A 25,587-nucleotide genomic window follows, 5' to 3' on the forward strand; every position below is an offset into this window, starting at 1 on the left:
GGAATGGCGATGGTCAGCATTGCAGATCGATACCGTGCAGCCGGCTTGAATCCCGGTGCGGCAACGCTAGATCTTCGCCAAGAGCCGTTCGAGAAGCTTTGCAAGAACATTGATAGTAGGTCAGCCATTGAACTAACCAGGCTGTATTTTGGATTGCCCTCGCAGAACGACACGAAATGGTTCCGAGACGAATTTTTTGCGACTGATAGTTCCTTCTCGATGGTTGAAAATAAACGGGAAATAGCTGTTCTTGCCGCCTGCCTCTTAGATGCGGGTTTCGAAAGCGGTATCATTACGTGCGCACTTGCTCCGCTGTCTGCGGCGGCAGCTGGACATCGGAGTGCTGAAGATATCCCAGATTTACTGAACGAATTGGACCGTAGACTTATCTCTAAAGCCGTCGAAGCCCGCGACCACGACCTCCTCGATCCGGCTACAATAGCAGTAAAGTTAACTAACGAGCTACCCGCCGACGTGCCAGCCCTAGTGCAAGCTATCGGCAACGATTGGACCAAAGCCGCGGGCATTATCAAGCAAGTGAATGACGGGTCCGGCGCCGCGGTCAAAGCTCTGGCTAAGCAAACCAAGGGCACTCTTGGACCTTTATATAACGTAGTAAGTGATTTGCGAGAGGAGGTGGCCTTGTTGTGGTGGCATGTCGGGGGATGGAGTAGGCTCCTAAACGTCCCGTTCGGCGATCTTCCCGTCGCCACCGCCGCGATGCTCATTGGATTAGATGTCGCAGATTTGAGCAGAACACTCGTTGGGCCTGCCGCAGCGCGAGCGCTTATGCAACGATCCCTAACCGCCGGTCGCGAGGGTCCGATCGGGAGGGTTACGATTGCAGAGGCGGTCGCCGGCCTTCCCGATGACGGGGCGGCTGCGACGCTGACAATTCATCGAAATAAGCTGCACGAGCTACATGACATTTGTCCACTCCTCACCGCTGTTGATAAGGCCCGCGAAAGTGGCTTGAATGGCGCGTGGCATCCGGCATTCCGACGCGCTACTGGTCTTTCTGAAAACATCGATTTCAGTGGAACGGATCTCTGCATTCAGGCATTTCGTGAGCGTATGATCCTGTACTCGCTCGCCGACTAGTGGGCAGCGCCATGGATGAAACAGGTCAACATTGCAGCAATATCGATTGCCAAGTTAGCACTTCGGGAAAATGTGCAGACGGCCATGACCCCCTGCTCGCCTGTCCCAACTATCTGATTAACGAAAATATTCTGAATGATAGCGATGAGCTTGACGACCAGAGCGAGCCAACTGAAGCGCCGCTGAGCCTACTAAAACTCCCTAGCGGCGAATTACTTCGGCCTGAAGAGCTGGAACAATTCTTGCTTTGGCGCAAAGCAAACATGGTTGCGCTTATCGGAGACAGCAATAGTGGCAAGACCACTTTGTTGTGCGCGTTGTATGACCGGTTGTTGCGAGGCGCCTACGCTGGCTTCGAGTTTGTCTCAAGCAGAACTCTAATGGCCTTCGAACGACGCATCTATCCATCTCGTATTGATTCAGGTCGTCCTTTACCTGATACGCCACGCACATCGATCGCAGAAGGCTTGAGGTATTTTCATCTCGCGATCGCGCCAACTGGTTTCCCGAACCTGCGTACCGACCTGATGATATCGGATCGAGCGGGAGAAACATATCGCGCGGCCCGAAATGACACTACGACTATAGCCGGTCTCTCGGAAATACCTCGGTGCGATACTTTGGCGATACTTCTGGATGGAGAACGCGTCGCAGATCCTACAGAGCGGACCGGTGCCATTCACGGAACACGTCAACTCTTGCGCGCACTTTTCGACAACGGCGCAGTCGACCAGAGGTCTTTCATCCAGCTAGTCACCACAAAGTATGACTGCATAGCGAGTGCAGCGGACCAATCGGGCGCTGAGGAGGCTATAGCATTTCTACGTGAGCGAATTGCCTCCGATTTTGGATCGAACGTGAGCGGCTTAACATTCCACAACGTAGCGGCTCGGGACCCGAATGGGAGGTTTGATGCTGCCTTTGGCTTGAGCGAGCTTTTCCGGGAGTGGGGGCGTCGACGGTCCACCCCGCCGCAGCAGCTAAACGAACCTCTGACGCTGACCTCGGAGTTCGACCGGTTAGCCCTTAGAACTCCGGAGGAATAGGGTGTGAGTACCATGTTTCACCCCATGTTGGGCCTGCCGGGATCCGGCAAGACGACTTACCTTGCCGCGCTGTGGCACTTAATCGATGCGGGTGAGACAGAAACATGTTTTAGACTCGATAAGCTTGTCGGCGATCATTCCTATTTGAATAGGATCGTTGAAGCATGGCGGCGGTGTGAAGAGGTGCCGCGGACGTCTATGGGTGCGGAGGAACAGTCGCTATCTGTTCATGTGCATTCCGCATTCGACAATTCTCGACTAGTGTTGTCGTTTCCGGACCTCTCCGGCGAGACGTTTGAGCATCAGTTCGCTCGTCGTGTTTGTACGGACGCTTTCGTGAAGAGCTTCGAGGGCAATGGTGGGGTTGTCCTGTTTGTGAACGCAGACCGGCGCAGCGACGGAATAACCATTGTCGACATACAGACCGCGCTTAGCGGAGAGGAGCCCACTGCCGAGGAAGGCACGGCCCCAGCGGCCACGCCTTGGCGACACAGTTGTGTCCCGGAACAGGTCCAATTGGTCGATTTGCTACAATTTCTGCAGCGACCGCCATTTGAACAACGGAGACGTAGAATTGCGATTCTGATCTCAGCTTGGGATGTCGTTATCCCAAATACGTTGCAGCCAGCGGAATGGTTGTCGAGAGAAATGCCGTTGCTTGACCAGTTTCTCCGGAACAACCCAGAAAGCTTCGATGCCCGGATATATGGAGTATCGGCGCAGGGTGGAAGTGTTAAGGGCGATTCTCGCATGCAACTTCTAAGAATGTCGCGGGCAAGTTTGCGAATTCGTTGCGTGGGCCCAGACGTGTCCGAGCACGATCTCACAAGTCCTCTTATGTGGCTGAGTGGGGAGCGCTAGTTGGGCACGGCGATGGAAGCACCCGTGAGGATCGATCAATCGCTGTATGGTTACAACGATGGTCATCGACTTCTAATGGCTTCGAGAGCTCTGCCCGACGAGGCAGCATCAACCCTTTTAATTCACAGTGATGTGGCAGCCGGAGCTGCTTTCGATCAATCTGGTTACTGGACGGGTTTACCATTGCCATCGGCCAAGGCATACGCGCTCATGCGAACTTGGCCTGCGCCTGAAATGCCTCGGCCCGGTTGCGTTTGGACCCAAGCTCTTATCATCGGTGCAGCTGATATCGCGCGGCTCGCAAATATGGATCTTTTGACGAAGCTCTTTTCAAAACCCAATTCAAGCATGGACCTGGGTCGATACGGAAAGCCATTGATGCTCGATACTGAATCGGCTCTCGGTGGGCCTTCAGTGTTCTCGCGAACGGACGCATTGAAACTAATCGATTCACTCTACGCGCGACGTGGACTAAGGAGAGTGGCCGGCCGGCCGGGTCATGAGCTCGAAAATGCATTATTCGCAGTGTGGTCCCAGCAATGGCCGCGGCTCCGTCGCTCTTTCTCGTTCCAAACGGCAGGCGCCGGTGAAGGGATCGGATCGAAGTTCAATCTACGGATTGGGGACGAACACACGGAGCTGGCAGCCCCGCTAGAGTATGAGGATTGGGAGAGGCTCGCACTTGATGATTTATTCCAGCCTGGTGAATTCAGAAAGTTTATCTGGCGGTATGGTGCGGACCTTCGCCGCGGCCTAGAGCAATTTCGCTTTCTTGCGGAGACGTTTTTGCAGCTAACGCGGTTGAGCGAACTGAGCGGCGAAGCGCTTTACAACATTCTTAACACGGTGATCCGGGAGCTGCCTCGGTCCGATGAGGGTAAAATGTTAAAGGCTGATCTGGTTGGCGCGGGCTCGCCAGATTTCACCCTTATACCTCACGTTAATGTCCTCGATGCCCTCAGCTATGTGCTGAGATTGCCTGACCCGCAGTCCTTGCCGGTCCCCCGCCTCTCAAAACACAACATATCCGAATCGGCGTGGCAAGATAGGGCAGACCAGATATTGCAGCTTCTTGAACTCGCCGACACGAAAGCTCCGAAGGTAAGGTCTGAACTTGCAAATCATTTGGTGTCTATTGTTAATCCAGACAATTTCTTTTTTCTTTCGAAAGGTCAACCGAAAGGGCGAAACATACTCCTTGCGGTCCATCCACGCCTTATGGATAGCCCTGGTTTAGGTAGTATTCCACATCGCGAACTGGGCGAGCTTCTCGAATATTTGGGAAGCGATCTAGACCTAATCGGCAGAGTGGTCGACAGACTGCTGTTAGTTGACGACCAGTACATTGCAGAAGAATGCATTAGGCGGCATCCTTTGATCGTGGCTACTCGCATCTTCAATCGTATTGTGGAGCCTTCGGATCGTATAGCCCCCAGTGTTTCGCCGGCATGGATGCGTGCGATCGCTCCGACTTATAGGCGCTACATACCGAGTCAAATACTGCCAAACGTTAGATCAACCACCGCGCTGGCGGCCTGCGCTGATTTGTTGAATCTAGATGTTGCCGTCGGGCTGTCTGCTTCACCGTTAGTATGGTGTGATGCCGTGAGGCGCGCAGATGATGATGTGGCGGGCGAATCAAGACAGCGGTTAATGACCTTTTTGTTGGCCATGGCGTTGGAAAAGCCTCTCAGGGGGACTGAGTTGCTATTTGAATTCACTTTCCAAGCTGTACACGCCGATATTGTGGCCTCTCGCCTTCCGAATGATGCTCTCAATATGTTATCTCGACATCTGCCATCGCTCTATTGGTGGCAGCAGTGGGACATTGGGCTCAGACTGCGAGTTGCGGTTGCGCAAGCATACTTTGACAATGCGCTTGATGTAGAAAGCTTCAGACGGCTAACTACTGATAAAGAGTTGTTTAGTCAGCTAATTGCGCAAGCAAAGTACTCAACAAGCGGCCGTCTATTTTTGAGTCGGATCAGTTAGTAAAAACCGGTTCTGCTGTCGAACGCGCATATCGAGCGCGTCTAGTTCGCATTAGCAATCACGTCTGTGCTGGTTCGTTGATGCTAGACACGTGCAATTTCGAAGTTGCGCAGCGCCATAATCGACTTAACGCAACGGTGCGTATCTCCACCTTTAGGAAGGCCAGGGGCATTCTCTCTGCGGGCGGGGTATCAGTTAACTGGGCGACATCCGGCCAAAATCAGGTCGATGCCTTGGCCTTCGGATTTTGAATGGCATGACCGGTTCTGTTGCAGTCAAGATCAATTTTCAGTTGCCTCACGGTTTTTCGACTTCCCGACGCAGCCGCACCCGAGCTAGGGAAGGTGAGTTGGATCGCCCTGGGGCAAGGGCGCGGGCCGTCGCGGCGTCGTGAGAGCACTGAACTTGTGCCACCCCACCGAATCAACCAGGTTTCATAAACTCCATACGGTATCTTTAATGCAAGTGGCGCTTTCAGACGAAACGGTGGCCAGTGCGCCGGAGCTTTTGCTCGATGGCCGCTTTGCAGAATTCTGCCGTTCACGCGCAGCTGACATGCCGAATAGCGTTATACCTTTGTCTGAAGCAGTTTTCGTGTTTTGCGCTGATATCATTGAGAGATGGCGCTATCGGTCCACATTCGGCCTTCCCGGCAACGCCGCTCCGCCAAATCATCGAACGGGAATATCTCGACGCCTGCTTGATGAAAGGGCGGCTGGGTTCTTGCATGTTATCGGCTGTTCAGAATCCGGAAAATGGTTTTTCTTAAATCACGAACTTCGAAGTTACTGCTTCATCTTGCCAGGCGCCGATCCCGACGGTCTCAATAGCTTTGTTGATAACGTGTTGGAACATCATAGGAGCGGTCAACAGATCGAAGATATTCATGTCGTTTTGAGTTCAGCAATCCCTGTTTTGTGGGGCAATTTTGCGCGCCTAAATTCCATAGACGCATCGGGTCTGGCGTCGGCTTCAAGCGCAGCAAGCAAAAGCCGTGCGAACCTACCGCCGAAAGGCCCGAAACGTAGACCACTTCAATTGATATTCAGAGAGAATGAGCGGAGAGTTCAGGAAGGTGTTGCGGCGGCCGAGATCTCAGAAGAGGCGGAGCACCTCCTAGAGTGGGCGGCCGACAACGTGTCCTACTACGTTCTAGGTTTTGATTCCGAGGAAAAATGCTTGGAGTCGATTCGCACAAATCTCTACAAGGAGAAGCAAGTGGGCCGGCAAGTAACATGCGCCGCTCCGCTCTAACTAGCTGAATTATCTACTGTACTTTTATACATTTCGGTACACGCCGCGGGCGTGCCAAGCCTCCTCCCATCGTTGATCGAAGGAGGCCAAACAATGAGTCAGCCCGAAAAGCAGCGAGCCACACGTGTTAAGTCGGCATCTGAGTTGCTGGCGATGCAGGCTCAGAAAAACATCAAATTGACAGAGCTAACGGACAAGTGTGCCGCGCTCGAGCTCCGGTTCGTGGACCTCCAAATCGACGGCAGTAAGGCCGACAAGCAGTTGGTTCGAGAAGAGCTTCAGGTCGTAAGAGAAGAGATCGCCGATACAGAGGCGCTACTGTCAGTCCTGCCTGACCGGATCAAGGAGGCCGAGCAGCGCGAGATGATGGCGGCCGTCGAACTCAAGCATCCCGAGGCAAAAAAGCTTCAACAGCGAGAGCTCGCGCTCCACGTCGATCTCTTCCAGCTCAGTTCCAAGCTGATGGCAGCCCTCGACGAACTCGCGAAAGTAACCCCGTCACTTTCCAAGTTAAATGCGGAGTTCTCGAGCGCCGGCAGGCGCGATCTATGCGTCCCCGTGGCGGAGACTGTCCTCCGCGGCAAAACCGGCATTGCGAATAACTACCGGCTGGACGCGATCATCAATCGCGATGCTGTTCGCGATGTGAACGCGGCCTTCGGCCTGGAAACGCTCGCACGCGAATTCGGCAAATGAGATCAATTTCGTTGACGGCCCGTCGCGCTGGCTGCCGGCGGGCTCGTCGTGCGCGGCTAAGAGATGGTGTCAGCCCTATCTCTGAACGCTGCCCATAGGGCAGCTGCCGCGCACACCTTCTTTTTCGTCAAAAGCAGGAGAGACTTACCGATGAGCCATTCGAAACCTCCCGCAGATCCTCATGGGGATCGAAACGCGGTCCGGATCGCGGCGACAGCCGACCTGTCCACGATGCAGCGGTATAGTATCTGGAAGAACCGCTTTAACAATTCTGGTGCGATCGAGCGGGAGTTTTTCTCCGTCGCCGTCTACACCGCACACATGGAAAACCTCTACATGCGCCATATGCATGGGAGGCTTTGATCGCGCGCTTGCCTTGAATTCGGTGAGCGTCAGGGGTTTAGACTTTGCACGAGGATAACCCGATATGAAGACGTATCAGGTGGATGGCAAACTTGCTGTCATCGAAGGCGACCAGGTGGTGCGGCTAACTGCCGAGCAATTCGAGGCAAGATCGCACAATGTCGACGTCTTAACGAGACAGGACGGCATTTTCGTCGTGCGGGCGCGGAGACCGCTGCAATTCAAGAGAGGCGAGCAGATTGGTGTTGAGGCCTTACCGCGCGAGTTGGCCTCGGTTCTCTTGCCTATCGAAGGAGTCGGGAGCCGCACCGGGCTCGGAAGGCGTTAGGGCGGTGGGCTGAAGTGCCCGCCTGCCTTCGCCTGCTTACAGTCAAGACAATTCTGTCGCTTACGGCGAGATTTCAGAGATGCGCAGTTGGGGATTGAGATGGCACAGCTAGCGGACAATCGCAGCCAGCTTGGGAAATCGCCCCGCCATGCCGCAGACATCCTGGCCGCCCGCCACTGCGGCCCTTCCCCGTCGCTCCGATTATCGTCAGGCGCCCGTAGGAGGCTTGGCCGTGCCTCGCGCTAGCCCACGGTTCAAACAGGCAGACGTCACCCGCGCTTTGAGGGGCGCGAAGGCTGCCGGATTCGATGTTGGACAGGTGCGAATTTTGCCCGACGGCGCGATCTTGATCGACGCAACGAAGGACATAAAGTCGGAAGCCCAAAGCGCATTCGATGAATGGAAGGCGGCCGATGCGCGTAAGGCTTAAAGGGCTCAATCGAGTTACGAAGCGTCTGGCGGATGGCCGCACGGTGACCTATTGGTACGCTTGGAAGGGCGGTCCTGCACTTCGTGGCACTCCCGGAACGCCTGAGTTCATGGCGAGCTACAATGAGGCGGTAAACCGAAAGGTGCAGCCGCCGGCTGGCGTCCTGATCACCGTTATGCAGGCCTATCAAGCAAGCGAGGACTTCCTCCAACTGGCTGACAGCACGCGACGTAGCTATGTCGCGCTGATCAAGCGCATTGAGGTCAAATTCGGCTCCCTCAAGCTTTCCGGTCTGAGTGATCGCCGGACGCGAGGCGAATTCTTGGCTTGGCGCGACACGATCGCCGCGAAGTCGGGACGGCGCCAGGCGGACTATGCCTGGGCAGTTTTGGCTCGCATCTTGTCCTGGGGTTTGAACCGCGGCTTGGTCGTAACCAATCCTTGCGAGAAAGGCGGGCGCGTCTATCGCGGCTCGCGCGCGGACAAGGTCTGGACTGCCGACGATGAGGCAACGTTCCTTAAAGGCGCGCCGGCGCATCTGCATCTGCCGTTGTTGTTGGCGCTTTGGACTGGGCAACGGCAGGGCGACCTTCTACGGCTCTCGTGGACCCAATACGATGGGAAGGTCATCCGCCTGCGACAATCCAAAACAGGGCGGCGGGTGGTCGTGCCGGTAGGTACGCCGCTGAAAGCCGCGCTCGATGCGGTGGGTGGCAAACAGGGCCCGATTTTGGTCAACAGCGACGGCGCCGGCTGGACCTCGGACGGCTTTCGCGCCTCCTGGCGCAAGGCCTGTGCGAGCGCTGGCATCGTCGGCGTGACCTACAACGATTTGCGCGGCACGGCGGTCACCCGGCTAGCCCTGGCCGACTGTAGCGAAGCCGAAATTGCGACCATTACCGGTCACAGTCTCCGTGACGTGCGGTCAATTCTTGATGCGCACTACCTTCACCGCGATCCGGCTCTGGCCGAGAGCGCAATCCGCAAGCTCGAAAAGGGAACAAAAACGCCCAACTGAACACCCAACTGGTCTTGGATGTTCTGGGGCAGAACCCGGAAAAGTGCTGTGAAAGCAATGGTGGGCGCACAAGGATTCGAACCTTGGACCCGCTGATTAAGAGTCAGCTGCTCTACCAACTGAGCTATGCGCCCGGGCCACTCACTCGCCATCAGGCGAAGCGCGGCTGGCTTACCAAAGGCCTTTCGCGGTGTCCAGCGAAGGTGCGACTAAATTCGTCCGCCGCGCACCTAAATTCACCGGTCGAGCTGAAAATCCTGCCGCCTGAGAACCGGAACCACTGGTCCGTCGTCGCGGTCCAGGACGCGGGTCCGGCCGTCCGGCGAGACGCCAGATAGAACGAACCCTCCGCGGCGCCCTGACCAGACCGCCGACGCCCTGCTTCTGCCGCCGTTAGCGCGAGCGTTTGCCCCCGGGGAGCGGCGCAGCCTCGTCCGGATCCGGCCGGCGGTGCAATTCCTCGGTCTTCCGGTCGCGGAGCCGATCCATCGCGGGACTGCGCCGCGGCCCGCCAGGACCACATCCCGTAGCCCAAGGCTCCCGCGAGCAGCACCACCAGACCAACATTCAACAACAGCCACATCCAGCCGCCCGCTTGCCCGCTCATTCCACATCTCCTTCAAAACGCCGATTTCGCTGCCGGCCTCGGCGACCGTGGGACGGCGAGTTCGGACCTGTCAGGGCCTCAACGCGCGACGCTTCGGGCCGATCCCGGGAAGATGCGAACGGTGACAAAACGCCGGGTTTCAAAAGAAAAAAGGCCGCCGGGCGGGGGGTCCCGGCGGCCTCCGGTAAGGCGGCGATTGTGGGGGCTGGGGGGCTCAGAATAATCGCCGCTTCCGTAGCTAGAACCATTGTCGCCAGGTCAGATGTCGCCTCGCTGGATCCCCATCGTCATTACGGTCCGGCCACCGAAGCTCAAAAAACCAGACAATTTGCGCTTTCACACCGGCAAAAGCGCCATATCCCGTCTCCACTCACGTCAAACTAAGGCGGGACTGCCGCGCTTCAACTTAAATATCGGACAGGTTTCCCGTTCCTGCGCCTGGTTGGCCGCGACCGATTGCCACTTTGCAGCCCCTTTTTGTGCGCGCCAGCCATTGTCATCGGCTAGACTTCGCCATGGCCGGGTCAACCGGCTCAGCGGGCAACCGGGAAAAAAACAACCGGGCCACCGGGACGCGAAACGAACAGGGAGAGACGCAATGCAAGGCATCAAACGCCGCCATTGGCTGGCGCTATCGGCGGCGGGACTGGCGACCGCGATCGTCGCCACCACCTCGCCGCTCGCGCAATCGCAGGAACGCAAGTCGATCCGCTGGTCCACCTCGAGCGTGGACTCGTATGGCTATAAGGTGGCCGCCGCCATGGTGAAGGTCGCCGAGGAAGCGCTGGGCGGCGAATACACCATCACCGTCAATCCCTATCCCGCGACCACCGCCGCCATGAAGGCCGCGATGGATGGCAACGGCGAGATCGGTTACACCGCCGATGTCGGCATGACGCAGCTTTACGCTGGCGAGGGCGGCTTCAAGAGCTACACGCCTGGCAAGGGCAAGCTGGTCCACACCTGGTATGCCTATCCGATGGAATCCTTCATGGCGGTGCCGGCCGACAAGGCGGCCCAGTTCAAATGCCTGAAGGACCTGTCCGGCAAGCCGACCTTCTTCACGCCCGCCGGCTTCATGAACTGGCTCAACTTCCAGCGCATGTACAAGGCCCTCGGTTATGACTTCAAGCACGTGCAGATCGACCCGAAAACACAGTCCGACGCGCTGAAAGGCGGCACGATCGCGGGCTCGGTCGCCTACACGACCTCTGGCGCCTCGCTCGCGCCCTACTGGAAGGAAACCGAAGTTCGGATGGACGTGAAGGTCGTCAATCCGTGCCCCGACGAAGTCGAGAAGCTGAAAGCGGCAGGGCTGACGATTGCCGATGTCAGCTCGAAGGTGTTCGCGAAGGATGTCGGCGTTCAGAACATCCAGGGCGTGCCGATCCTGTTCGCCTACAACATGCGCGCCGACATGCCGGAAGATGTCGTCTACAAGCTGCTCTCTGCCTTCTACAAGAATCGCGACGTGCTCGCCAAGGCGGACGCGGGCTTCACGCCGATGGCGAAAGATTTCGTCGGCATGCAGGTCAACGGCATCAAGGCCAACCCGGATATTCCAGTCCATGCGGGCCTCGCCAAGTTCCTGAAGGAACACAAGGCGTGGGACGACAAGTGGAAGATTGCGACCAGCGGAAGCTGATCGGATGAGGCGATAATTTTCGGGCGGGGGGATGCGCGGGCAGGCGCGTCCCCTCGCCCGTTTTCTTCAGATGTGAACTGACCTGTTGCTCCGCTGCGCGGCGGCCGCGCACGCACCGGGCAACGACAAAAGACCAACAATAAAACAAAGACAAGCCGACGATGGGGACGGCGATGATGTCCGAGGGGATCAGGAGGCATTTCAGCCTCAACAACGTTATTCTGTTTTTCTCGACAGTCCTGCTGAGCTGGCTGCTCTATTATTTCTATACCGGCGCCGGCGGCCCCCAGGAACTGGCATCGCGGCTGATTCCGATCGCGATCATTCTCCAGATTCTTTTCATGTACCGCGAAGGCTATTTCTACAAGTGGCTGCCACCACGCGTGAACGACATCCTCGTCATCGCCTATATCGCCATCGCGCTCTATGCGTTCTGGCATTTCTGGTGGGAGTTCGAGGAGATCGCCATCTACCGCCAGGGTTCGTACACGCGCGAGGACTTCATCTGCGGCCTGCTGATGTTTCTGCTGGTGATGGAGCTATCGCGGCTGGCGCATCCGGCTCTGTTCTGGATCAACCTCGTCCTCGTCTTCTACACGCTGTACGGCTATCTCAGCCCGTTCGACTTTTTCTGGCACCCCGGCACAACCTTCCATCGTGTCGTGACGTCCAGCACCGTCGAGATGTCGACCGGCATCTACGGGATCTATGGACAGATTGCGCTGACGGTGATCGCCGCCTTCCTGCTGCTGGCTGCGGCCGCGCGCGGATTCGGCGCCCAGAGTGCCATGATCAACGTGATGCGGAGGCTCGCCGGGCGGTCACGGCAGATGGTGCCGCAGACGGCAGTGCTCGGCTCGCTCGCCGTCGGCACGATCAGCGGCAGCGGGTCCGCAAACGCGGTCGTGGTGGGAAGCATCACGATTCCGCTGATGAAACGCTACGGCGTTCCGGCGACCTTTGCCGCCGCGGTGGAAACTGCGGCATCAATGGGCGGGCTGCTGATGCCGCCGCTGATGGGCATCGGCGCATTCCTGATGTCGGAATTTCTCGGCGTGCCGTATTGGGACGTCGTGGCCCGCGGCTTCGCGCTGGCAGCCGTCTATTACGTGTCGCTGGCGCTTGCGGTGTATCTTCTGTGCGTGCGGCTCCTGCCCCGCGACGAGATCGCTTCTCCGCCGGTTGTGACCTACGACCAGGTGAAGACCTCGATCTTCTTCGTTTCGGTGCTCTTTCTCATCTTCCTGATGGGATATGTCGGCACCGGCGAGTTGCTAGCCGCGCTCTATACCGCCGGCTTCATGTTTTTCGTCCTGATGGCGAACTTCCTCTATTTCAAGCATGTCCTGAAGGATCCGCAGGTCGCCGAGGAAACCTTGCTCGGCAATATCAGGCTCAGCATCGAGACCCATGGCGACATGACGTCTTACCTGACGCTGCTGCTAGCGACGCTCGGCATCATGATAGGCCTGTTCACGGTCACCGGTTTCATCAACCGGATGGGCGCCACGCTGCTTGATCTCGGCTCGTGGAATATCCTGGCCATGATCGCGATGGCCTATATCTTCGGCTGGCTGGTCGGCGCCGGATTGCCGCCGACCGCGACCTACATCATCGGCGCCGTCATCATCGTGCAGCCGCTGGTCGCTCTCGGCGTCAACCCGTGGGTTGCGCATTTCTTCGTGTTCCTGATTTCGGTCTGGGGCGAGTTGTCGCCGCCGACGTCGCTGACGGCGGCGATATCGGCCCGCATCGCGGAAGCGTCGTTCATGAGAACGATGTGGGAAGCGCTGAAAATCTGCCTGCCAATCACGCTGATGACCTTTGCGATCTTCACCCGCTCGAACATGGTGGTGACGACCGGCTGGCTGCAATTCACCGATACGGTGCTGGTCATGATCGGCACCTGCGGCTTCGCCTTTGCGATGTTCGGTCGCTTCCTGACGAACCGGTCCGCCGATACCGGATTGCGGCTGCTGACGGGAGCATTGTCGCTGTTCGTGCTGTTCTATCCAAGCGATGGCTGGGCGATGGCGGCGGCGCCGTTGGCAGCGGTCATGACCATCGTCGGCATCTGGCGGCACCGGCTGATCGCACCGCCGGCGTCGCTGGGCGAGCATTCGGAAGTCGCCGACGCGAGCGGCGATTTGTCCGCCCTTGTCGCCGAAGCAAAGCGCGACATCGGCTGACAGGCAAGAAAAAGGCCGCTCCAGGGAGCGGCCTTGAGATTTCGCGATGTTGCCCGACGCGGCTATTGGAGACGCGCGGCCAGGCTTCCGAAGCCCATCGCCCGTGCGAGCGTGACCGCTTCGCGCTTTTGTTCCTGATCGAGCGAGTTGACGAGTGGCCGTGCCGCGGACACCAGCCGGCGCATCGACGATGCGCTCATCGCCATTTCGGTCGCGCGCGTTCCCACGCGCCCGAAGAAGCCGGAATTTCCGGAAGCGTCCGCCACCTGCTGACGCTCGCCTTCACTCGCCAGGGAACGAAGAGCCGCTTCAACCCGCGGCCAATGCCGCTCCTGCGCGGGCGTCAGGCGCAGCGCGGCCTTGAAGCGGGCGATACCGGCCTCGAGCCGGCCCGGGTCGGCAGAGGCCGGGACGGAGGTTGCGATGGACCCGGAAAAAGCCAGCACGAATAGACCGGCGACAAACGCCTTCCACATTGAGAACCCCGCGATGTCTGTGATTGCTGCAATGCGGGGTAGCGCAGGCGGGCCGTTCCGACAACACGGAACCGGTTAACGCAAGATCAATAAATCTTTCAAAATCCGACACTTAATGGGGCCGGAATGAGGCATTGCGGCGCCCGCAGATCGCCGTGCTTTCCCTCCCCCTTCGGGGAAGGAAAGCACGACGCAAGGACTATCCCACATCCGTGGAATGGATCCGCCGGCGGCCTCCGTCGGCGTGTCGTGTCTGCCGGCTGATCAGCTTGTTGAGCGCGCCCAGATAGGCCTTTGCCGACGCCACCAGCGTATCCGGATCGGCCCCGCGCGAGGTCACCGAATAATCGCCCTGCGCGAGGCGCACGGAGACTTCCGCCTGCGCATCGGTGCCCTCGGTCACCGCGTGCACCTGATACAATTCCAGCACGGCCTCATGCGGCACCAGCGCCTTGATGGCGTTGAAGATCGCATCCACCGGACCATTGCCGGTCGACTGCACCGTCTGCTGGCGGCCGTCGATATCGAGTTCCAGCGTCGCCGATTGCGGACCGCGGGTGCCGGCGATCACCGTCAGCGAGGTCAGCGTGATGCGATCGTGCTCGTGCGCGATCTCCTCGTCGACCAGCGCCTCGATATCCTCGTCGTAGATGTGCTTCTTGCGGTCGGCCAGCGCCTTGAACCGCACGAAGGCGTCTTCCAGCTGATTGGCGGCGAGTTTGTAGCCCAGTTCTTCCAGCTTGTGCACGAAGGCATGACGGCCGGAATGCTTGCCCATGACCAGCGAGGTCTGCTTCACGCCGACGCTTTCCGGCAGCATGATCTCGTAGGTCTGGGTATTCTTCAGCATGCCGTCCTGATGGATGCCGCTCTCATGCGCGAATGCATTCCGTCCGACGATCGCCTTGTTGTATTGCACCGGGAAAGAGGTCGCGGCCGACACCAGCTTCGACGCACGCGTCAGCATGGTGGCGTCGATGCCGGTCCAGAACGGCAGCACGTCGTTGCGGGTCTTGATCGCCATCACGACTTCTTCCAGCGCGGCATTGCCGGCGCGTTCGCCGATGCCATTGATCGTGCATTCGATCTGGCGTGCACCGCCGGTCACGCCGGCCAGCGAATTCGCCACCGCCATGCCGAGATCGTCATGGCAATGCACCGAGAAGACCGCGCGGTCAGAATTGGGCACCCGCTCGCGCACCATCCGGAACAGCGCCGCATATTCCTCCGGCGTGGTGTAGCCCACCGTGTCGGGGATATTGATCGTGGTGGCGCCGGCATTGATCGCGGCCTCGACGCAGCGGCACAGGAAATCGTGCTCGGTGCGGGTGCCGTCCTCTGCCGACCATTCGACGTCGTCGGTATGGCTGCGCGCCCGCGTCACCTGGCCGATCACCATCTCGTAGACTTCGTGCGGCTCCTTCTGCAGCTTCCACTTCATGTGGACCGGCGAGGTCGACAGGAAGGTATGGATCCGCTTGCGGGCCGCCGGGCGGATCGCTTCCGCGCAGCGGTCGATGTCCTTCGGCGCCGCGCGAGACAGACCGCAGATCACCGCGTTCTTGGAGCGCCGGGCAATCTCCTGCACGGCGGCGAAATCGCCTTCCGAGGCGATCGGGAAGCCGGCCTCGATGACGTCGACGCCCATCTCGTCCAGCAGCTCGGCGACTTCGAGCTTTTCATCATGGGTCATGGTTGCGCCCGGGCATTGCTCGCCGTCGCGCAGGGTGGTGTCGAAAATGACGACGCGGTCCTTGTCGGAGCGCTGGGTGTCGGCGGTGGTGGCCGTGGTCTGGGCCGTGGTCATGGGAGTGTGATCCTTGTCTCGTCCTGCGCCGCTTTGAAGGGCGCGATTTCAGGGCTTTCCGTCTCGCGAACCCCTGAGCACCCAGGCAACAAAGCCCAGCCGGCCCTCAGGGGCGCGTAAGGAGCAGGAGACCGCCGAGAATGAGGGCAGCACCGGGCCGGGCGTCGACCGCCCCCCGTTTCGTCGCGCGATGGAAGTCCTGCGCGGACATGCCGAAAAACCCTCGAAAAACAGACCGTTAGAGTGCAGTGCCGCAGTTAATGTGGTGTTAACCGCTGGCTTTTGCAGGGGTCTTTTAGCGGACCCAGGGGTGTTTCTGCAAGCGGCTGCACATGAGCCGCTAATCCCGGCTCTCAACCGGCGGCATCAGGATGCCAGTGCGGGGCATAGCCTGCGGCCAGCACCGTCACGATCGACGGAGGCGTCAACACGTCGACAATCGTCGACACCGGACGCACGCATCGTCCGGTGTAGCCCACTGGCGACCATCTCAGGATGGCGTCGCCGCGCACGGCGAAAGCAGCGCCTTCACGCAGGATCATCGTCGCATCGGGAAGATCGTCGATGTTGCGGCGGTGCGTGCGTTTTTCCCGGCCGATCAGGCGTTCGGCGTGAAGGATGTGATCCATCGCCGGGGCCGACGGACGATATCCGACGGCGCGCTGCCACGCTCCGGCGAAGGCCAGCGCGTGCGCGCGCCGGCATTCGAAACAGGGGCGATGACCGGCCGCCAGCGCAGTGACCTCATCGAGAAAGAACAATTCGGTATAGCCACCGCCCCAGACGCTGCGCTGGCGGCCTTTGAAGTCGAGCCGGCAGCAGATCCATTGCTTGGACGCATAACGACGATTGCCGAGCGTACGGTCATCGCGGTGGATGCGTCCGCCGCGATTGCCCATGAACAAACCGCGCGCGGGGTCGGCGACAAGTTCACCTGAAGGCGTGACGCGAGACTGCAGGGGCATGCGCACTTATAGCGCGACATTACGCAAGGCGGTGAAACCTCAACGCGATGTCACGCCCGGCGCAATAAAAAACGCCCGCCGAGCGGCGGGCGTTTTCATGTCAGGCCGGATCAACCCTGCGGCTGAGGCGCGATATCCCCGGTCGGCGGTTCGGGCCGTGGCCGGGTCTTGCCAGCCGGCGGCACCGCGGAGGCCCGCGGTTGCGTCGGCTCGGTGAAGCCCTCGCGCACCGGCGGCTTGCCGGCGATCAGGTCCTTGATTTCGTCGCCCGAGAGAGTCTCGTATTCGAGCAGGCCCTTTGCCAGGATTTCGAGTTCCTCGCGCCGATCAGTCAATATCTGACGCGCCTCGTTGAGGCCTTCCTCGACCAGCCGCCGCACCTCGATGTCGATCTTCCTCGCGGTCTCCTCGGAGATATTCTGCTGGCGCGACACCGAGTGGCCGAGGAACACCTCTTCCTGGTTTTCGCCATAGGCGACGGTGCCCAGCTCTTTCGAGAAGCCCCAGCGCGTCACCATCATACGCGCGAGCCGGGTCGCCTGCTCGATGTCGGACTGCGCACCCGACGTGACCTTGTCGTGACCGAAGATCATTTCCTCGGCGATGCGGCCGCCCATCATGATGGCGAGCCGCGAGGTCATCTGTTCGAAGCTCATCGACAACTTGTCGCGTTCCGGCAATTGCATGACCATGCCCAGCGCACGGCCGCGCGGGATAATGGTGGCCTTGTGCACCGGATCGGTGGCCTTGACGTTGAGCGCGACGATGGCATGGCCGCCTTCGTGATAGGCGGTCAGCATCTTTTCTTCTTCGGTCATGACGAGCGACTTGCGCTCGGCGCCCATCATCACCTTGTCCTTGGCGTCCTCGAATTCGTGCTGGGTGACCATGCGCTTGTTGCGCCGGGCCGCCATAAGCGCCGCTTCGTTGACGAGGTTCATGAGGTCGGCGCCGGAGAATCCGGGCGTGCCGCGTGCGATGGTCTTCAGGTTGACGTCCGGCGCCAGCGGCACCTTGCGGACATGCACCTTCAGGATCTGCTCGCGGCCGACCACATCCGGGTTCGGCACGATGACCTGACGGTCGAAGCGGCCCGGACGCAGCAGTGCGGGATCCAGCACGTCGGGGCGGTTGGTGGCGGCGATCAGGATGATGCCCTCGTTCGCCTCGAAGCCGTCCATCTCGACCAGCAGCTGGTTGAGCGTCTGCTCGCGCTCGTCGTTACCGCCGCCGAGGCCGGCACCGCGATGACGGCCGACCGCGTCGATTTCGTCGATGAAGATGATGCAGGGCGCGTTCTTCTTGGCCTGCTCGAACATATCGCGCACACGGCTCGCGCCGACGCCGACGAACATCTCGACGAAGTCCGAGCCGGAAATCGTGAAGAACGGCACATTCGCTTCACCCGCGACGGCGCGAGCGATGAGCGTCTTACCCGTTCCCGGAGGGCCGACCAGCAATACGCCGCGCGGAATGCGTCCGCCGAGGCGCTGGAATTTCGAGGGGTCACGCAAGAATTCGACGATCTCCTGCAAATCCTGCTTGGCTTCGTCGACACCGGCGACGTCCTCGAAGGTCACCCGGCCATGCGCTTCGGTCAGCAGCTTGGCGCGCGACTTGCCGAAGCCCATCGCCTTGCCGGCGCCGCCTTGCATCTGTCGCGAGAGGAAAATCCACACGCCGAACAGCGCGATGAATGGCAGCCAGGAGACCAGCAATTGCACGAACCACGGCACCTGCTCCTGCGGCGAGCGGGCGGTGATGGTCACCCCCTTGCCGTAGAGGCGCTGGACCAGGGTCGGGTCGTTCGGGGCGTAGGTGGTGAACGGCTTCAGATCGGTGAAGGTGCCGTGGATCTCCTGACCCTGGATGACAACGTCCCGGACCCGGCCGGCATCGACTTCGGTCAGCAGCTGCGAAAAGGAAATGTCCTGCGACGCCTGGCGCTGGCTGGGCGACTGGAACAGGGTGAAGAGGGCAAGGACCAACAGGACGATGATCACCCAGAGGGCGAAATTCCGAAGATTTGCGTTCATCACGTGTCCTTGTTGAACCGCACCGTCCAGAGCGCAACTTGCATCCAGAGAGCGACTTCCATCAGGTGCAGGCGGGAGAGGGCTCTGAAACTTACCCCCCGCCGCTGCAATGTATGTCTGCTGACCCCGCCTGCCAAGTGAACCGGCCTGCAAACCGCCGCCGGCCGCCACCCCCAAGGCGGAACCACTCTAACGCGTCCCAGCCTGTCCGAATGGACCAGTTTTCCCCGTGGTTAAGACCGGAATGCGGCGCCCGGCGGACGTCCCCGGCCGTTGCCGGCGCGGGGGTGCCCGCTCGATGACCAGTTCGGCGGAGGTCGCAGTGACCATTGCGCCGGCCAGCGTGCGGCGAAAGCCGGTCCCGCCCGGCGCCTGCGCCAGGGCCGCAAATAGCGTTTCCAGCTTGCCGAGTTCGACCGGCCCCTCATTTCCGGCATCCCCGATTGCCTGGCCGAGAAGCCTGAGCCCGATTTCGGCCGGCAAAGCGACGAAATCCTTGCGGTCGAATACGATCCGGCCACCCTCCTCCCAGGCCGTGAGCGCGACCCGCTCCGAGGCCGCAGCCACGGCATGGCGCAAGGCGGCATCCGCGCGCTGCAGGCGCTTCGCCAGGGTCGCGAGCCGCTCGGCGGTCAGCCCCTCGGCCGCGAGCTGGGGCATGATCTGTCGCAGGCGCGGCCGGGTGTGGCGAGGATCGCGGTTGCTCGGATCGTCGGCAAACGGAAGTCCCGCCTCGCGCAGCGTGGCCAGCAGGCGCGCTTTGGGCAGAGACAGGAACGGTCGCGCAAGCGAAAGCGCGGGCTCGCCGGGATAGGGAGCGCGCTCCGTCATCGCCTGCAATCCGGCAGGCCCGCTGCCGCAGAGCAGCCGCAACAGAACCGTTTCCGCCTGATCGTCCAGCGTGTGCGCGGTCAGGATCTGACCGGCGGAAACGCGCTTAGCTTCCTGCGCGATGAGGGCATAGCGCACGTTGCGGGCGGCCTCCTGGATGCCGGTCTTCGGCTTCGCACCCACCCAGCGCAGGATGCGATGCGCGGCACCGAGCCGTTGCGCGAGGAGCCCGACCGCGTTCGCCTCAACCCGGGCCTCCGGGCGCAGGCCATGATCGACCGTGACCGCGATCAATTCCGGGGCATCGTTGCGTGTGGCGCGCCAATGCGACGCAAGCCAGAGCAGCGCGGTGGAATCGGGTCCTCCGGACACCGCAATCACGATCTTGCGCTGATCCGCGAACGGCGCGAACAGCTTGCGCGCCTCGGCAGCCGATACCGGTTGGGCGTCAGCAGCCGACACGCTTCTGTTCCCGCTCGACCGCCTGTTTCACGGCAACCGACGATCGCGGATATTTACGTGCAACCTCGGCGAAGGATGCGCAGGCCATTTCCTTCTGCCGGATCGCCGCGAGCGACTGGCCAAGCCGAAGAAGCGAATCCGGCGCGCGGGAGGCGGTCTCGTATTTGGTGGTCACCACGAGATAGACCTCGGCCGCTTCCTGATATTGCCTGCGGTTGAACAGGCTTTCGCCAAGCCAGTAATTGGCGTCGGGCGCGAGCCGGTCGGAGGGAAACCGCTCGAGGAAATCCCGGAATGTCTGTTCGGCCGAGGCATAATCCTTCTGCCGGATAAAGCCGACGCCGAGATCGAAATAATCGCGCGGCGAATTGCCGGGCGGCTGCACCGCCGCGACGCCCGTACCCCCCATCTGCTGCTGCGGCGAAGGCGGCACCGCAATCCCGCGACGTGACGGGTCCAGATCCATGGGGGCTCCAGGACCGCCGACCTCGTTGTCGGCAACCGGTGCCGACGGTTGACCGGCCGGCAGGGCACCAAGCGGTCGCGGCGCACCGGGCGCGGCCGGACTTGCATTCGGGTCGAAGGCATCGCCCCGCCGTCCGCCGGGGGCCGGCATGGCAGCGGCATTCGGATTGTCGCGATGAGCGTAGCGGGGGTCCGCCCCGGGGGCACGCGGATCAATCCCGTAACGCTGGTCGGCACCCTGATCAGGCGGCGGCAGGTCCGCTTCGGACCGGCGGCCGGGCATCGGCATCGGCTGTTGCTGCATCGGCTGCTGCTGCATCGATGGTTGCTGCTGCATCGGGGGGCGCTGTGGCTGCGCGCGCTGTGCGGGTTCGGCCATGCCTGCGCCGCCTCGTACCTGCTGCTCGAGTTGCTGATTGCGGAACTGCAACTGCTCGACCTGACCGGTGAGCTGGCGGACCTGATTCTCCAGCGCCTCAAGCCGCATCACCAGATCGGACGCGGACATCTGCGCCGACGCGGGAACGACAGCCCAAAACAGGGTCGTCAGGGCGATGACAAATAGATGCGGCTTCAGGCGCATGAGACAGCAACTCTGGACGGGGATACAAGACCATAGCATAGGCGGCGAGGCGTCGAAATTATGACTTGCCGGATGCGCGACCGTTTGGCGCGCTCATCCCGCCGAACTCGGCGCCGCCACTTTCGGCTTCTTTCGCGATTGCAGCCATTCCTCGAAGCGCTGGATCAGCACGAACAGCGACGGCACGAACAGCACCGCGAGACAGGTCGAGGCGATCATGCCGGTGAACACAGTCAGGCCGATCGACTTGCGGGCACTGGCGCCCGCGCCGCTCGCCAGCACCAGCGGCACCATGCTGATGATGAAGGCGAAGGACGTCATCAGAATCGCACGGAAACGGGCACGGGCGGCGTCGACAGCGGCTTCGAGAATGGGCTTGCCGTCGCGCACGCGGTGTTCGCGCGCCACCTCGACGATCAGAATCGCGTTCTTGGCGGCCAGCGCGATGAGCAGGACCAGACCGATCTGGGTGTAGAGGTTGTTGTCGAGCTTGAGGCCCTTCAGCGCCAGCACGGGTCCGACGAGCGCCAGCGGCACCGAGAGGATGATCGAGACCGGCGCATACCAGCTCTCATACTGGCCAGCGAGGACCAGATAGACGAGCAGCATGGCCAGCGCGAACACGATATACATCTGATTGCCGACGGTCTTCTCCTGATACGACATGGCCGTCCATTCGAAATACGATCCGCGCGGCAACGTCCGGTTCGCAATCTGCTCCATCAGCGACAGCGCTTCGCCCGAGGAGAAGCCGGACGCCGGCAGACCGATGACGGTGGAGGCCGGATAAAGATTGTAGAGCGTGATCAGCGACGGTCCCACCGACGGCGTGATCTTCACCAGCGTGCCGACCGGCACCATGTCGCCCTTGTCGCTGCGCACCGACAGCTTGTCGATGTCGCTCTGCTTGACGCGATATTGCGCGTCGGCCTGCACATAGACCTGGAACGTGCGGCCGAACTTGTTGAATTGCGCGACATAGGTCGAGCCGAGATAGCTCGATATCGATTCGAATACCGCGTTGACCGGCACGAACAGCGTTTGCGCCTTCACCCGGTCGACCTCGACGATCAACTGCGGGACGTCGGCACGGAACGAGGTCTGCACGCGCTGCAATCCGGTCTGCGACTGCGCGTTGCTGACGATCTGGTTGGTGATGGCCTGCAGCTTGGTGAAATCGAACGAGCCGTCGCGCAGTTGCACCATCATGGTGAAACCGCCGGCATTGCCGATGCCCTGGATCGGCGGCGGCGGCAGGACGGCGATCTTCGCCTCCATGATCTGGTCGTATTCACGAGAGAGCTTGGTGAACAGCGGCAGCAATTGCTCGTCCTTGCCGCGCACGCTCCAGTCTTTCAGGATGATGTAGATCACGCCGGAACTGGCGAGGGTCGCGTTGTTGTCCAGCGCGGAGACGCCCGCGATCGACAGCGTATTTTCGACGCCGGGAACCTTGCGCGCGATCTCGGCGGCCTTCTGCAGCGCGGCGTTGGTCCGCTCCAGCGATGCGCCATCCGGCAATTGCACGGTGGCCAGCAGATAGCCCTGGTCTTCGATCGGCAGGAAGCCGGTCGGAATCCGCGACAGGCCGTAACCGGCCGCGCCGATGATCATCAGCGCGATCACACCCACGACAGCGGCATGGCGCACCATCGCCCCGATCAGCCGCACATACGCGCGCTCGCAGGCCTGGTATCCGCGGTTGAAGGCGCGGAAGGCGAAGTTGCGCTGTTCCTGCGGCACGGAAGGACGCAGCCAGAGCGCGCATTGGGTCGGCTTCAAGGTGGCGGCGTTGATGGCGCTGAGCAGCGCGGTCGCGGCAATGACCAGCGCAAATTGCGCGTACATCTGCCCGGTCAGCCCCGGCAGGAATGCGGCCGGGATAAACACCGACATCAGCACCAGGGTGATGCCGATGATCGGCCCGAACAATTCGTCCATCGCCTTGATCGACGCGTCGTGCCCGCTCATGCCGCGCTCGATATTGTGCGCGGCGCCCTCCACCACCACGATCGCGTCGTCGACGACGATACCGATCGCCAGCACGATCGCGAACAGCGTAGAGAGATTAACGGTGAAGCCGAGCGCCCACATGCCGGCGAAAGCGCCAATGATGGTGACCGGCACGGTCGTCGCCGGCACCAGCATGGCGCGCCAGTCCTGCAGGAAGATCAGGATCACGATCAGCACCAGCACCGCCGCCTCGATCAGCGTGCGATACACCTCGTTGATCGAGGCGTTGACGAATTTCGTGGTGTCGAAGGGGATCTGATACTGGACGCCCGGCGGGAAGGCTTTCGACAGCTCGTCCATCTTGGCGGAGACGAGTTGCTTGACTGCAAGTGCGTTTGCGCCGGGTGTCTGGAAAATGCCGAGCGCGGCCGCGGGATCTCCATCCTGCGTGAAGATCTGGCTGTAGGTCTGGGCACCCAGTTCGACACGTCCGACATCCTTGATGCGGATGAACTGGCCGCCGGCTCCGGAGCCGGTCTTGACCACGACATTCTCGTATTGCTCGACCTCGTTGAGCCGGCCGGTGATGTCGATGGTGTACTGGAAGTCCTGCCCCTTCGGCACCGGCGGAATGCCGATCTGGCCGGCCGCGACCTCCTGGCTTTGCGATCGCAATGCGCTGATCACGTCCTGCGGCGTCAGGTCGAACCCGTAAAGCTTGTTCGGGTCGAGCCAGATGCGCATCGAATACTGGCCGGCGCCGAACACATTCACGTTGCCGACGCCCGAGACGCGCGACAGCTCGTCGCGCAGACTGATGGTTCCGTAATTGGCGAGGAACAGGCTGTCGCGGCTCTTGTCCGGCGACGTCAGCGTCACGAACATCAGGATCGCGGTCGACTTCTTCTGGACCGTGACGCCCTGCTTCTGCACCGCATCAGGCAATTGCGACAGCGCGCTCGAGACGCGGTTCTGCACCAGCACCTGCGCGAAATCCAGGTCGGTGCCGATCTTGAAGGTGACGATCAGGTTGTAGGTGCCGTCCGCCGCGCTGGTGGACTGCATGTAGAGCATGTCCTCGACGCCGTTGACCTGCTGCTCGATCGGCAGCGCCACGGTATCGACCACCACGCGCGCGCTCGCACCCGGATACGAGGTCGTCACCTGCACCGTCGGCGGCGTGACGTTCGGATATTGCGAGACCGGCAGGTTGATGAGGGCGACCAGACCGACCACGACCATCAGGATCGCAAGGACGTTGGCGAGGACCGGCCGCTCGATGAAGAATTTTGAAATCACCCTGCGTCCTCGATCAGGTCTGCGACGGCGCAGTCAGGGTCTCGACCTTGGGATCGACCTTCTGCCCCGGAATGGCACGCAGCAGCCCGTCGACCACAACGCGGTCGTCGGACTTGAGCCCATCGAGAACCACGCGCATCGGGCCGACAAGCTGGCCCGGCGTGATCTTGCGTTGCGCGATGACGTTCTCGGCGTTCAGCACGAGAACATAACGGCCGCCCTGATCCGATCCGATGGCCACGTCCGGAACGAGAAGCCGCTCCTGGCCCGGACCGGGCACCCGCACGCGGACATAATAGCCGGGCAGCAGCGCGGCATTCGGATTGTCGATGATGCCGCGCACCGCCAGCGTGCCGGTGCCGGATGTCAGCGTCGGCGCGGCATAGTCCAAGTGTCCTTTGTAGGGAAAGCCGGTGTCGGTCTGCAGCCCGACCTCGACCGGGATGTTGTTCACGTCGTTGCTGGTCAGGCCGAGCTTGGCGCGCTCGGCGCGGATGCGCTGAACGTCCTGCTCGTTGATGTTGAAATTCACCCAGATCGGGTCGACCTGTACGATGGTGGCAAGCTTGGTCGGGGTGTTGTTGGCGCCGACATATTCGCCGACCGAAATCAGGCGTGCCGACACGATGCCATCGAATGGCGCCGACACCTGGGTATAGCCGTAATTGATCTGCGCAACCTCCGCATTGGCCTGCTGCGCCTCGAGGTTGGCCTTGTCGCTGTCGCGCTGCGCGAGCGCCTTGTCGTAATTCGCCTGCGTCGAGACCTGACGCTTCACCAGATCGGCTTGCCGTTCGAACTCGGCCTGCGAATTGGCAAGTTGCGCCTTGGCAGCATCCACCGCCGCAATCGCCTGATCCCATTTCGCCTTATAGGGAGGGGGCTCGATCTGGAACAGCGGCGTTCCCTTCTTCACAAAGGTGCCGTCGGTGTACTGGATCGCGGTCACGAAACCGGGAATGCGCGCCACCAGATCGACCGAGTTCACGGCAGCGAGCGTACCCGTCTCCTCGAGATAGGCGGTCACCTTCGTGCTCAGCGGATTGGCGACCGCCACCTGCGGTGGCGGCGGCGGCACATAGCGATTGGCTTCTTCGCATCCGGCGACGAGGCCGGCAAACGACAGGGCGATCAGGGGGGAGATTCGTCGGATCATGGCAAAACTACGATCCCGCGCCAT

The 25,587-nt window shown here is 60.8% G+C and carries 20 protein-coding genes and 1 tRNA gene; 12 read left to right on the plus strand and 9 right to left on the minus strand.

The window, feature by feature from the left end; all coding sequences use genetic code 11:
* Nucleotides 1-3: 3 nt before the first annotated feature.
* The 9 genes from AC5I5I_RS08860 (at nt 4) to AC5I5I_RS08900 (ending at nt 9,089) form a co-directional block, all read left to right on the plus strand.
* Complete coding sequence (locus tag AC5I5I_RS08860; RefSeq protein ID WP_495972011.1) at nt 4-1,101, plus strand: GTPase-associated system all-helical protein GASH; 1,098 nt, start codon at nt 4-6, stop codon at nt 1,099-1,101.
* An 11-nt stretch (nt 1,102-1,112) separates the two neighbouring features.
* Nucleotides 1,113-2,147 (plus strand): TRAFAC clade GTPase domain-containing protein, encoded by a 1,035-nt coding sequence (locus tag AC5I5I_RS08865; protein WP_495972013.1) that lies wholly within the window; start codon nt 1,113-1,115, stop codon nt 2,145-2,147.
* A gap of 24 nt (nt 2,148-2,171) precedes the next feature.
* The gene (locus tag AC5I5I_RS08870) at nt 2,172-3,008 is read left to right on the plus strand and encodes a TRAFAC clade GTPase domain-containing protein (RefSeq protein WP_495972567.1); all 837 of its coding nucleotides are present in this window, start codon (nt 2,172-2,174) and stop codon (nt 3,006-3,008) included.
* Nucleotides 3,009-5,000 (plus strand): GAP1-N1 domain-containing protein, encoded by a 1,992-nt coding sequence (locus tag AC5I5I_RS08875; RefSeq protein ID WP_495972015.1) that lies wholly within the window; start codon nt 3,009-3,011, stop codon nt 4,998-5,000.
* Nucleotides 5,001-5,459: 459 nt separating this feature from the next.
* Nucleotides 5,460-6,254, plus strand: coding sequence for a hypothetical protein (locus tag AC5I5I_RS08880; RefSeq protein ID WP_495972017.1), 795 nt, complete (start codon nt 5,460-5,462; stop codon nt 6,252-6,254).
* Nucleotides 6,255-6,347: 93 nt separating this feature from the next.
* A complete protein-coding gene (locus AC5I5I_RS08885) occupies nt 6,348-6,950 on the plus strand; it encodes a hypothetical protein (protein ID WP_495972019.1) in 603 nt (200 codons plus the stop codon).
* Between the two features lie 150 nt (nt 6,951-7,100).
* Complete coding sequence (locus AC5I5I_RS08890; protein WP_495972021.1) at nt 7,101-7,313, plus strand: hypothetical protein; 213 nt, start codon at nt 7,101-7,103, stop codon at nt 7,311-7,313.
* Between the two features lie 64 nt (nt 7,314-7,377).
* The gene (locus AC5I5I_RS08895) at nt 7,378-7,641 is read left to right on the plus strand and encodes a hypothetical protein (RefSeq protein WP_495972023.1); all 264 of its coding nucleotides are present in this window, start codon (nt 7,378-7,380) and stop codon (nt 7,639-7,641) included.
* A 539-nt stretch (nt 7,642-8,180) separates the two neighbouring features.
* Nucleotides 8,181-9,089, plus strand: a complete 909-nt coding sequence (locus AC5I5I_RS08900; protein WP_495972025.1) for a tyrosine-type recombinase/integrase — start codon at nt 8,181-8,183, stop codon at nt 9,087-9,089.
* Nucleotides 9,090-9,147: 58 nt separating this feature from the next.
* On the opposite strand, the gene AC5I5I_RS08905 is transcribed toward AC5I5I_RS08900, so the two are convergent.
* A tRNA-Lys gene (locus AC5I5I_RS08905) sits at nt 9,148-9,223 on the minus strand.
* Nucleotides 9,224-10,294: 1,071 nt separating this feature from the next.
* Between AC5I5I_RS08905 and AC5I5I_RS08910 the strand changes: the two genes are divergently transcribed.
* On the plus strand, nt 10,295-11,341 hold the full coding sequence (locus AC5I5I_RS08910; RefSeq protein WP_495972027.1) for a TAXI family TRAP transporter solute-binding subunit: 1,047 nt from the start codon (nt 10,295-10,297) through the stop codon (nt 11,339-11,341).
* A gap of 176 nt (nt 11,342-11,517) precedes the next feature.
* Complete coding sequence (locus AC5I5I_RS08915; RefSeq protein WP_495972029.1) at nt 11,518-13,530, plus strand: TRAP transporter permease; 2,013 nt, start codon at nt 11,518-11,520, stop codon at nt 13,528-13,530.
* A gap of 62 nt (nt 13,531-13,592) precedes the next feature.
* On the opposite strand, the gene AC5I5I_RS08920 is transcribed toward AC5I5I_RS08915, so the two are convergent.
* The 6 genes from AC5I5I_RS08920 to ybgF form a co-directional block, all read right to left on the minus strand.
* Nucleotides 13,593-13,976 (minus strand): Spy/CpxP family protein refolding chaperone, encoded by a 384-nt coding sequence (locus AC5I5I_RS08920; RefSeq protein WP_495972031.1) that lies wholly within the window; start codon nt 13,974-13,976, stop codon nt 13,593-13,595.
* 229 nt (nt 13,977-14,205) lie between these two features.
* The gene (locus AC5I5I_RS08925) at nt 14,206-15,813 is read right to left on the minus strand and encodes a 2-isopropylmalate synthase (RefSeq protein ID WP_495972033.1); all 1,608 of its coding nucleotides are present in this window, start codon (nt 15,811-15,813) and stop codon (nt 14,206-14,208) included.
* A gap of 353 nt (nt 15,814-16,166) precedes the next feature.
* Nucleotides 16,167-16,778, minus strand: a complete 612-nt coding sequence (locus AC5I5I_RS08930; RefSeq protein WP_495972569.1) for a hypothetical protein — start codon at nt 16,776-16,778, stop codon at nt 16,167-16,169.
* A 110-nt stretch (nt 16,779-16,888) separates the two neighbouring features.
* Nucleotides 16,889-18,814 carry an ATP-dependent zinc metalloprotease FtsH gene (gene ftsH / locus AC5I5I_RS08935; protein ID WP_495972035.1) on the minus strand — a complete coding sequence of 642 codons (1,926 nt, stop codon included), beginning with the start codon at nt 18,812-18,814 and terminating at the stop codon, nt 16,889-16,891.
* Nucleotides 18,815-19,003: 189 nt separating this feature from the next.
* A complete protein-coding gene (tilS, locus tag AC5I5I_RS08940; RefSeq protein ID WP_495972037.1) occupies nt 19,004-20,107 on the minus strand; it encodes a tRNA lysidine(34) synthetase TilS in 1,104 nt (367 codons plus the stop codon).
* On the minus strand, nt 20,094-20,573 hold the full coding sequence (gene ybgF, locus AC5I5I_RS08945) for a tol-pal system protein YbgF (RefSeq protein WP_495972039.1): 480 nt from the start codon (nt 20,571-20,573) through the stop codon (nt 20,094-20,096). Before ybgF ends, tilS begins: the two co-directional genes overlap by 14 nt.
* A 48-nt stretch (nt 20,574-20,621) precedes the next feature.
* Here ybgF and AC5I5I_RS08950 point away from each other — a divergent pair, with 48 nt between their 5' ends.
* On the plus strand, nt 20,622-21,137 hold the full coding sequence (locus AC5I5I_RS08950; RefSeq protein WP_495972041.1) for a hypothetical protein: 516 nt from the start codon (nt 20,622-20,624) through the stop codon (nt 21,135-21,137).
* Nucleotides 21,138-21,248: 111 nt separating this feature from the next.
* Here the strand turns inward: AC5I5I_RS08950 and AC5I5I_RS08955 are convergent, their stop codons facing one another.
* Both AC5I5I_RS08955 and AC5I5I_RS08960 read right to left on the minus strand, forming a co-directional pair.
* A complete protein-coding gene (locus tag AC5I5I_RS08955) occupies nt 21,249-24,407 on the minus strand; it encodes an efflux RND transporter permease subunit (RefSeq protein ID WP_495972043.1) in 3,159 nt (1,052 codons plus the stop codon).
* 13 nt (nt 24,408-24,420) lie between these two features.
* A complete protein-coding gene (locus tag AC5I5I_RS08960) occupies nt 24,421-25,563 on the minus strand; it encodes an efflux RND transporter periplasmic adaptor subunit (protein WP_495972045.1) in 1,143 nt (380 codons plus the stop codon).
* Nucleotides 25,564-25,587: the final 24 nt, after the last annotated feature.

It is taken from the genome of Pseudorhodoplanes sp., from assembly GCF_059499825.1.